This is a genomic window from Mesobacillus subterraneus (assembly GCF_000934845.1).
In the GTDB taxonomy this organism is placed as follows: domain Bacteria; phylum Bacillota; class Bacilli; order Bacillales; family Cytobacillaceae; genus Mesobacillus; species Mesobacillus stamsii.
Window position 1 is genome coordinate 1 of sequence record NZ_JXIQ01000161.1, and the last position, 9,254, is coordinate 9,254.

Sequence of the window (9,254 nt, forward strand, 5' to 3'; positions counted from 1 at the left end):
GTTGGCTAGGAAAAGCAACGATAAGTCGAGAAGCCCCCACTTCAAGCGACCTGTAAGGGTGGTAAGTGGTGGGAGTAGTTCACAACTGCTACTTTTGAATGCCAATTGCCTGGCTCCCCATTTGAATCCACGCCTGTTCAAATGCTTTGCGCGAAACTGGCTTATAACCAGAGCTACCGAGGGGGTCATTGATGTATAAATAATTTTCATCATAGCCAACGATTACTACACTGTGCTCATTGTACGTGATCTTAACATCCCCAGTATTGGTTTTCCAGGTGGTGAACTCGGATTCTGGAAGCGGAGCGAACGTCGAATTGATGATTACCCAGACCGGCGAACCGCTGTCAAGCAACGCAGTTACTGCCTGAAATGGTTGTCCCGTTACATCTTTGATCTTGCCCGGAAGAAAGGTTTCTGCAAGGTTGGCAACTGGTCCATGATAAACACCATAACCAGATTTGCTGAAAGTATAAATGTCGCCAACAAATCCATCATACGGATTGCCTCTGACATAATTCGCGTCGCGGAAGGGGATTTTATATATTTTTTTTGCCAATGTCATCTTATCTGTTGCTATCCCTTCGTATTGCAGCAACATGCTCAGGCTGGTTACTTCGCAGCCTCGCTGCAATTCGGGAAGCTGACTGATATGGGGAACCCCATCGATGATTATTTTTTCTTCCTTATTCGTAAATTCCTTAAGCAGGTTTTTATCGTCTATATTCTTCGTCACCACATGAGCTTGCGTCCGGGTGATTTTGGGCACTTCATCAGCTCTCGCCTCAGCTGTAGGGTTATCAATGGACCGTATTTTTTCAGCTCCAAGGAAGGTGAACAGGAAAAGGGCTCCTAGTGAAAATGTCCTCAGCAAGAATTTTTTATCCAAAATATCGTCTCCTTACCAACATCTCTAGATCAATCTTATACAAGTTTCGACATTGGTTCAATAGACTAATGGATTTTTATCGGGAAAAAAGGGAATGAACCAATTCGTAGCGCTATTCTGTTGAAGTTAGTTAATTCTCCACAAATGGTGAGACGTTATTGCTCTGAAGGGAAAATTGAAGCTTACCAAACATTAGAAGGTAGTGGTAAGTGGAAAATTCCGATTGAGCAGTTCAAGAACCATCCAAATTGGAATAAATTCATCCAGGATAAGAAAAATGTGCAGATATATAACATGAAAACAGCAGATATTATGCTGGAAATGTTAGCAAGAGAGGATTAATGGATGACGGTATTTGGAGATAAGGTAATATACGTATTAGATACCAACACATTTAGATATGAAACCAACCCAGGAGCACAAGCAGTACACAAAGCAGCACCCAATCAATTTTGGCTTAAAGTTAAGGATGAGCTTCTTAATCAAAAAGTGAATCTCTACACTCCTAACGAGGTCTTACGGGAGTTAGAGGTTCAATTTTTTGGTTTAAGAGACACAGAAAAAGAAGATATCGGGGAATTATTGAAAACCCAAATCGTCATTCCTGACAATGTTTATAACATTGAACTTGAACACCATATTAGAGTAATGTCTGCTTATGTTCGTTCAAAATATAATATAGTAATCGGTACTGATTTCGAAATGCTTCCCAAAAAGGTTAATTATCCTGCGCAGAAAACTTCTTGCTGCATACAGCAGAGGAGGTATCCTGGTAACGAGCAACATCAAGGACTTTATTTTATATCCTTTATTATTCGAAGCAAACGAACAAAGGCTATTTAATCTTTTAGACGGTTCTTTCAAGCAATTAAGCTCATGGAATCACGCTATAATTACCAGTGATGCTGATTTTGTAGCTATGAGAAACGAGTTAGACAAACTAATAGAAGGAAATAACCCTCTTTCTTTATAGAGAAAAGGGTTATTTTCCTTTCAAAGCATTCTGTCTAATTGTTCGCAGGTTCAGAGCAATAAGGATGACTATGCCCAGTGTGCTCATTAAAGCTAACCCTGTGCCCAACGGATTTGTTTAAGCAAAGGCGGATGATATATATTCGAGCCTTAATTTTTCAATTATTTTCCTTACTGGAAGGATTTCTTTTATTTCTCCTACCCTGGCACCAGCAAACACGAGGCCATTCTCTACATCTCCTGCTACTGATGTAAGCAGAGAGTCTAGTGTGCAGAATTGATAGGAGCAATTTTTCAGGCAATCCCGGCATTTTTTGATTTTTAATTTATCGGAGGTTGTGATTAGCCTGGTAAAATTATTTGCTATAGCGCGGCCGTGTAATCCCACAGTTGTTTTTACCAGCAGTAGGTCGTTCTCTTCAGCGGAGACGTATTTTTCCTTAAAGCTTTGCGGAGCATCGCATTCTTCACTGGCAACAAACCTTGTGCCCATTTGGACGCCAGAAGCTCCAAGCGACATTGCCTTTGCAATATCAGCACCAGTCATGATTCCACCGGCAGCAATTACCGGAATCGATACAGATTCGACAATCTCGGGGAGTATTTCAAACAAGGGTCTGTCTGTTCCAAGATGGCCACCTGCCTCAAAGCCCTCGACCACCACCGCAGCAGCACCCAAACGTTCTGAAATTTTTGCCAGCTTTGCCGAGGAAACAATGGAAATTACCGGGATTCCAGCTTGTTTGCCCCATGAATACATATCCCTTGAGATTCCAGCACCCGAGATAATGAAGTCTACTTTTTCATCTAATGCTGCTTTCATTTTTTCAGCAAAATCATTCATCGCAAACAAGACATTAACGCCGATATAGCCTTTGCCCAGGATTAACTCTCTGGCTCTCCTGATTTGTATCCGTAATTCCTCGGTCGAAATCCCAGTTCCGGAAATGATGCCGATCCCACCTGCATTCGCTACTGCAGAGGCTAATCCGCTCAGTGAGATTCCTACTCCCATTCCTCCCTGCAAAATTGGAACACTTGTAACCATATGACCGATTTTAAGTTCTGGGAAATTCATGCTAATACCCCTTTCAGACTGTATTCTTTTGCAGTTTAACATGGGATGTAGGAAAAAGAAGTGATTTTTAGCACCAGATATTAATTATAGGTATCATTATTTGGTATTAATTTTTTATAAAAAAAAGACGCAGAAAATTAATTCTGCGTCCAACGTATTTAAAAATCAAAATTATCAGGATCCGCACCAATACGATCATCTTTGTTCAAGCTGTTCAGACGTCCCATGTCTTCGGACGAAAGTTCAAAATCAAAGATATCTGCATTTTCGATAATGCGATGCTCCTTAATCGATTTTGGTATAGTTACAACACCATTTTGTAAATCCCAGCGAAGGATGATCTGCGCTGGTGACTTGTCATGCTTTTTGGCAATTTCAACAATTGTCGGTTCCGTCAATAGTACTCCTTGTTTTAATGGAGACCACGCTTCCATTTGAATTCCTTCTGCTTTACAAAATTCCAGCAATTCAGTTTGAGCCAAATGCGGATGGTATTCAACCTGGTTAACCATTGGCTTAATTTCTGCATCCGCCATCAAATCTTTTAGATGGTGAATATGGAAGTTACTTACCCCAATTGCGCGGACTCGGCCGTCTTTATAAAGCTTTTCAAGAGCTTTCCATGTTTCCTTATATTTGCCGGCAACTGGCCAGTGGATTAGATAAAGATCAAGATAGTCGAGGCCCAGCTTTCCCATGCTAGTCTCAAAAGCCTGAAGAGTCGATTCATAACCTTGATCTGAATTCCACACCTTTGTCGTGATAAACAACTCCTCACGAGCAACACCAGCTTCTTTTAGCGCTTGTCCTACGCCTTCCTCATTCTTGTAGACCGCAGCTGTATCAATGCTTTTATAACCATGCTTAAGGGCTGCTTTTACAGAATCAACTACCTCTGAGCCTTCCTTTACTTTGAATACGCCCAGACCAAACCAAGGCATCTTGACTCCGTTATGTAATGTAGTAGTATCCTGAAGATTTTTTGGCATTTTGTCCGCCTCCCATAAAATTAGTACACTTCTATTTTCTCATATTTTTGAATTAATCAAAAGTAATTGAGATTTTTTAGCCTGTATTGCAGAAAAAAAGATTAAAATGCAGGAAATAAGGGAATGGTAAAGGTGCACGAAATATGTTTCTCCTAGCTTAAACATGTGTCAATGTGAGTACCTTTTTATGTTTTTAAACAAATAAATCGTATTCTTAAAAAATTATTAATAGTTTTATAAGGAAATTTCATATATCATGGAATTGGTAAGCTTATTCATCAATATTTTTAACGGAGATCAGGAGAAAATATGACAACATTAAATAACATTGCATGGGTAACCGATAGTACAGCTTCACTAACTGAAGCATTCATAAAAGAAAACGATATATATGTTGTACCTTTAAGCATTATTTTTGGGGAAGAATCCTATTTGGAAGGTGTTGATATTACCGCAGAGGATTTTTATCCAAAGCTTTCAGCATCGAAAGTCCTGCCAAAAACTTCGCAGCCCGCGATCGGTGAGTTTGTGGAACTATACAAGAAACTCAAGCGGCAATACAAGCATGCGATTGCAATTCATGCTTCAAGTGAACTTACAGGAACATACCAATCATCGGTAGCTGCTTCCAGCATGGTAGACTTCAAGGTCGATGTCATCGATTCAAAAATTGGTTCTTTCCCGTTTGGGCGTATGGTTGAAAAAGGGATTGAGCTTCAAAAGGAAGGCAAGTCATATTCAGAAATCGTTTCCTATTTAAGAACGCTACCGGACAAGGCCAATTTGTATATGGCTCCGGGAAGCTTGGAACAGCTCCATAAAGGGGGACGACTCTCGACTACCCAAGTGATCATCGGCAGCTTGATCAAACTAAAGCTGATTGTTAGGTTTGATGATGGAAAGGTTGTTCTGTTTGATAAAATCAGGACAGAAAAAAAGGTGAAAGAGCGCTTGTTCCAAATTTTTGCCGAAGCATCTGATAACGTGAAGGAAGCCAGTGTCATTCATGGCAATGTGCAGCAATTGGCGAATGAATGGAAGGCAGAATTACAGCAGCGTTTCTCAGGTATTTCTTTTACTACGACTACATTCAGTCCAGTTGCCGGCACACATACCGGTCAAGGTACAATTGGATTGGCATGGTTAAATGAATAGCACCATTACAGGAATCAGCCTAAGTAAGGCTGGTTCTTTTTTACCTAGATTTCATTTCTGAATGGGAATCCCGGAACGGGTATCGGAAGTCCTGCTATTACGGAGTTTTGACAACTTTTTGAATGAAATATGTGAATAAAAAATGAACTAATTTTACAAAGCCACTTGTTTCGATTTCAGCTTACTATAATAAAAAGTGTAATCTAAACGGAGGTGCCAATAATGAACGTAACAACGATTATAGAGCTGGAAAATCGTGAAGTGGAGAAAATGGCAGGAGCAAAACTGGTGTTTACCCAGGAGCGGATTGATACAAATATCGTGGAAACATGTGTAGATTGTTTTCAATATGAAGGAACGGATAAGTGCCTGGATACGGATGATGCCATGCAAAAGGTATTTGAAACTTTGAAGGCTAAAGGATTCATTCCTGAAGCAGTACAACGCTTTTCCTACGAAATGCCTTCCTGTGAGAGATTAGGAAAAGACATTTACGAAGAAGAAGACATGCCGCAAAATGTCGTCATGAGTTTTGCAATATGAAAAATGCTGAAAAGGAGTTCACGATGAACTCCTTTTTTTATTTAAAAAGCTATATTAAGAGCCACAGGACAAAAATCCCTAACCCTTGACAGTATTGACCTTTTTTAATGTTAAATTAAAAAGTGTTCCCACTGCTTGTGGGTGGAACGAATACTTTTCAATTTGTCAAATCCGATTTTGGGCGAAATTTAAGCAAAATCGGCTGTTTTATACTATTGGAACCCTAATTTTTTACAGGGCTTTTATGGGAAACGGAAACTTTGCTAATTTTGACAAAAAGAAAAGCCATAATGAGGTTCCTTTGGTAAAATAGAAGTGACAAATCAACTATCACGAAAGGAGTCCATTATGACTACTTCTATTATACCAAAACCTCATTTAAATGTAATCTATCTTCAACCCTCGTTTTCATTTATGCAAGATAGTTTCTCCTCTTTGCGCCAACTTCCTTATGTAAAATTGGCGCTTGCTTTCCCTTGGGAGGAAGTTTTCGCTCCCATTGAACAAGACTATCTCAACGCTCGGTTCCAACGCTATTCAGATCAGAGAAACCAAAAGGATTCCGATCCATTTCAAGTGGATTTATTCCCCCACTTTCCGAACGAAGTGAATGCGCAACCTAAGAAATCTTCCAAAGGACGCAAAGGAATTGATTTTTATTCCCTTTTTAAATCGTTTCTTTTGGCCCCACTTCTCTATGTAGAAGTCATGGTCACGAGTGTCCCTCTTCAAGTTGCAGGAAACTCTGATTTTCGAACAGTTTGTGGTTTTTCTGATATTCCATGCCTTAAGTCCTTTGAACGATTCGATCAGATTATGATTGAAAACGGATTATGGGAAAAGGCTCGTCTACGAATGGTGCAGTTTAACATCAAACAAGGAATCATAGAGGAAGAAGAACAATTGGCAGTCGATACTACACATGTCGAAGCTGAAGCCACTTTAAATGCGACTCGTAAGTGTGGCCATAACGAACCATGTGACTGCCCTAAGATTCCTACAGATGACAATGTTGGACTCATGAGAAAAAGTAACACCGTCACCTACATTGCTCATAAAGTAGCGCTAGTGTGCGGTGTCAAATCAGAACTCCCTTTATCTAGAAGTGTTTTCAAAGGGGGCGATCACGATGGCACAACTCTCAAGGCCACTTTGGAAAAGGTAGCTCAAGATCTTCCCGAAGAATGGTTGAAAAACGTCCAATACGTAAGCGCAGATGGAATCTATCAAAATAAAGAGAACCAGGAACAAACAAAAAATATTCTTCAAGCCAAACTACTGTCGCCTATTAATCCACTGAAAATAAAGGAACAAAAATTAGATGCTCGTGGGATGACAAAACTCGATAAGTATGGTGTTCCACATTGTTTAAGTGGGCATAAATTGAAATTAAAAGGACTTGATGAAACCAAAAAACAATATGTTTGGACATGTCCTGTATTCGATCCAAAGTATAAGCAAGATGGGCTTTCTTGTACGGAAGCTTGCCATATTCAATGTTGTAGTGGAGCCCAAACGGGTAGAACCGTTCGAATTCAACAAACACGATCTCCTCAAATAGATCCTGAATTTCCGCAACATCTTCAATCGTTTAAAACCAAATATGCGGAAAGAACGGCCATTGAACGGGTCAACGCACAGGCCAAAGAAGGGCTTAGTATGCGTAGAGTTCACAAACGAGGACGTGTAGCAGTCGAGGCTCATGTAGATCGATGTATCTTAACTGCACACACCTTGGCTTATATGTCCGTTCAAGAAACAGGTCAACTCTATCGAGGTTGGACAAGACTATCTGCATAATAGTATCTACATATCATTACCAATTTTTGTAAACCTAAAAACTGACGACGGGATTGCCATGTCCTTTTTTAGTACTCGTTTACAAAAAAAGGAAATGACGCGCTGGGATTTTAGAAAAATCACCTAAGCAGCTCCATCTACATCCTAATATTTTCAAATTGTTTTATCCCAATTTTAATTTTGTCCTGTGGCTCTAAAGAATAATGATGATTTATAACAAAGAAAAGGACTTCTAATTGGAGTTTCTCTGTGTCAAATATCTTCTTTGAACGCCTAAAGGTAAAGGGCAAACTCCACCTAAATTTTTTCATTTGCGTATTTTGTCTACATATTGAAATTGGAGTGAAAAGGTTACCTATCATCATGCAATAAAGCCCTTGAGTAAGAATTAAGAGGCCAGGAATTGATGATGGTGGAATTGCTGCAATACTTAGGAGCATAATCTATAGGAAGATGTGTAATATTTTGGATTGTGATATTATGTTTCTTATATGGATAATCAGGACAAAACATAGTAAGGATGACTCGATGAGACAGGTCGTAAAAGTACCATTAAAATCAAATTCAGTAAAAGATATCAAGAATGGATATCCATTACTTGTAAAAGATGCCATTAAAGATTCAGAAGTGGTTATGCAAGAAGGAAATTTATTATATTTAGTGGATCTTAATGGGGCCTTTATAGGGACCGGCTACTATGGGAAACAAAATAAAGGGATAGGCTGGGTATTAACTCGTAAGGAAAAAGAAGAGATTGATGTTTCTTTTTTTGAGAGGAAAATTCGTGAAGCAGTAGAGAAACGGGATAGATTTTTTGCCTCAGAAGATACCAATGCTTTCCGGGTTTTTAACGGGGAAGGAGACGGGGTTGGTGGCATAACGATCGACTTCTTCAACGGCTTTTATATGGTGAGCTGGTATAGTGAGGGGATTTATTCGTTCCGAAAAGACATCTATCAAGCACTAAACGAAGTCGTAGATGCTCTCGGGATTTATGAAAAATTACGATTTGATACGAATGGTCAATATTTGGATCAAGATGATTTTGTGTCAGGTCAAAAAGGTGAGTTCCCATTGGTGATAAAGGAGAATGGCATGAATTATTTCGTTGATTTAAACGATGGGGCCATGACAGGAATTTTCTTGGATCAAAGAAATGTTCGAAAAGCCTTGCGTGACAAGTATGCAAAAGGCAAAACGGTCTTGAATACTTTTTCCTATACTGGAGCATTTTCAGTAGCTGCGATTTTGGGTGGAGCAGCAAAAACGACAAGTGTTGATTTAGCCAAGCGCAGTTTACCAAAAACGCTCGAGCAATTTTCGGCTAATGGAATTAATTTTGAATCGCAGGATATTAAGGTGATGAATGTTTTTGATTATTTTCGATATGAAGAGCGTCATGGTTTGAAGTTTGATATTGTGGTCTTGGATCCACCAAGCTTTGCGCGTACAAAAAAAATGACCTTTAGTACAGCTAAAGATTATCCGAAGTTCATAAAAGACACGCTGAAAATTACTAATGATGACGGTTTAATTATTGCATCAACCAATAATGCGAGCTTTAACATGAAGAAGTTCAAATCATTTATTGATAAAGCATTTAAGGAAATGAATGTTGGCTATAAGATTTTGGAAGAGCATCAGTTACCTGAGGATTTTGCTGTCCCACACAACTTTCCTGAGTTTAACTATTTAAAAGTTTTGTTCATCAAAGTAAGGAAATGAGAAAAAATGTTAAATAGCCCTGAATAAACGTCTTGAGGAGTTAGCGGCAAACGGCTTGCCTAAGCGTTGGGCTATGTGCTAGTGCTGGACAAATTTATTTTGA

Annotated in this window: 9 protein-coding genes; 6 read left to right on the plus strand and 3 right to left on the minus strand. The window is 39.3% G+C overall.

What is annotated here, in order from left to right; translation table 11 throughout:
• Positions 1-88: 88 nt before the first annotated feature.
• Positions 89-889 carry a C39 family peptidase gene (locus UB32_RS16850; protein WP_431305982.1) on the minus strand — a complete coding sequence of 267 codons (801 nt, stop codon included), beginning with the start codon at positions 887-889 and terminating at the stop codon, positions 89-91.
• A 120-nt stretch (positions 890-1,009) separates the two neighbouring features.
• Between UB32_RS16850 and UB32_RS16855 the strand changes: the two genes are divergently transcribed.
• A complete protein-coding gene (locus UB32_RS16855) occupies positions 1,010-1,231 on the plus strand; it encodes a hypothetical protein (RefSeq protein ID WP_128721580.1) in 222 nt (73 codons plus the stop codon).
• A gap of 3 nt (positions 1,232-1,234) precedes the next feature.
• Positions 1,235-1,732, plus strand: a complete 498-nt coding sequence (locus UB32_RS16860) for a DUF4411 family protein (RefSeq protein ID WP_052807091.1) — start codon at positions 1,235-1,237, stop codon at positions 1,730-1,732.
• Between the two features lie 247 nt (positions 1,733-1,979).
• Here the strand turns inward: UB32_RS16860 and UB32_RS16865 are convergent, their stop codons facing one another.
• Both UB32_RS16865 and UB32_RS16870 read right to left on the minus strand, forming a co-directional pair.
• On the minus strand, positions 1,980-2,939 hold the full coding sequence (locus tag UB32_RS16865; protein WP_044395905.1) for an NAD(P)H-dependent flavin oxidoreductase: 960 nt from the start codon (positions 2,937-2,939) through the stop codon (positions 1,980-1,982).
• A 158-nt stretch (positions 2,940-3,097) separates the two neighbouring features.
• Positions 3,098-3,928, minus strand: coding sequence for an aldo/keto reductase (locus UB32_RS16870; protein WP_044395908.1), 831 nt, complete (start codon positions 3,926-3,928; stop codon positions 3,098-3,100).
• A 309-nt stretch (positions 3,929-4,237) separates the two neighbouring features.
• Between UB32_RS16870 and UB32_RS16875 the strand changes: the two genes are divergently transcribed.
• From UB32_RS16875 to UB32_RS16895, 4 genes are all read left to right on the plus strand, one after another.
• Entirely contained in the window at positions 4,238-5,083 is an 846-nt protein-coding gene (locus UB32_RS16875; RefSeq protein WP_044395910.1) for a DegV family protein, read from the plus strand.
• 222 nt (positions 5,084-5,305) lie between these two features.
• A complete protein-coding gene (locus UB32_RS16880; protein WP_044395912.1) occupies positions 5,306-5,626 on the plus strand; it encodes a hypothetical protein in 321 nt (106 codons plus the stop codon).
• A gap of 348 nt (positions 5,627-5,974) precedes the next feature.
• A complete protein-coding gene (locus UB32_RS16885) occupies positions 5,975-7,426 on the plus strand; it encodes a transposase (protein ID WP_241768537.1) in 1,452 nt (483 codons plus the stop codon).
• A 528-nt stretch (positions 7,427-7,954) separates the two neighbouring features.
• Positions 7,955-9,151: a class I SAM-dependent rRNA methyltransferase gene (locus UB32_RS16895; protein ID WP_044395916.1), complete on the plus strand. Its 1,197-nt coding sequence runs from the start codon at positions 7,955-7,957 to the stop codon at positions 9,149-9,151.
• Positions 9,152-9,254 lie beyond the last annotated feature (103 nt).

Coding starts and splice junctions, on each gene's coding strand:
- UB32_RS16880 (WP_044395912.1), top strand. CDS start 5,306: ATGAACGTAACAACGATTATAGAGCTGGAAAATCGTGAAGTGGAGAAA.
- UB32_RS16860 (WP_052807091.1), top strand. CDS start 1,235: ATGACGGTATTTGGAGATAAGGTAATATACGTATTAGATACCAACACA.
- UB32_RS16875 (WP_044395910.1), top strand. CDS start 4,238: ATGACAACATTAAATAACATTGCATGGGTAACCGATAGTACAGCTTCA.
- UB32_RS16885 (WP_241768537.1), top strand. CDS start 5,975: ATGACTACTTCTATTATACCAAAACCTCATTTAAATGTAATCTATCTT.
- UB32_RS16870 (WP_044395908.1), bottom strand. CDS start 3,928: ATGCCAAAAAATCTTCAGGATACTACTACATTACATAACGGAGTCAAG.
- UB32_RS16865 (WP_044395905.1), bottom strand. CDS start 2,939: ATGAATTTCCCAGAACTTAAAATCGGTCATATGGTTACAAGTGTTCCA.
- UB32_RS16895 (WP_044395916.1), top strand. CDS start 7,955: ATGAGACAGGTCGTAAAAGTACCATTAAAATCAAATTCAGTAAAAGAT.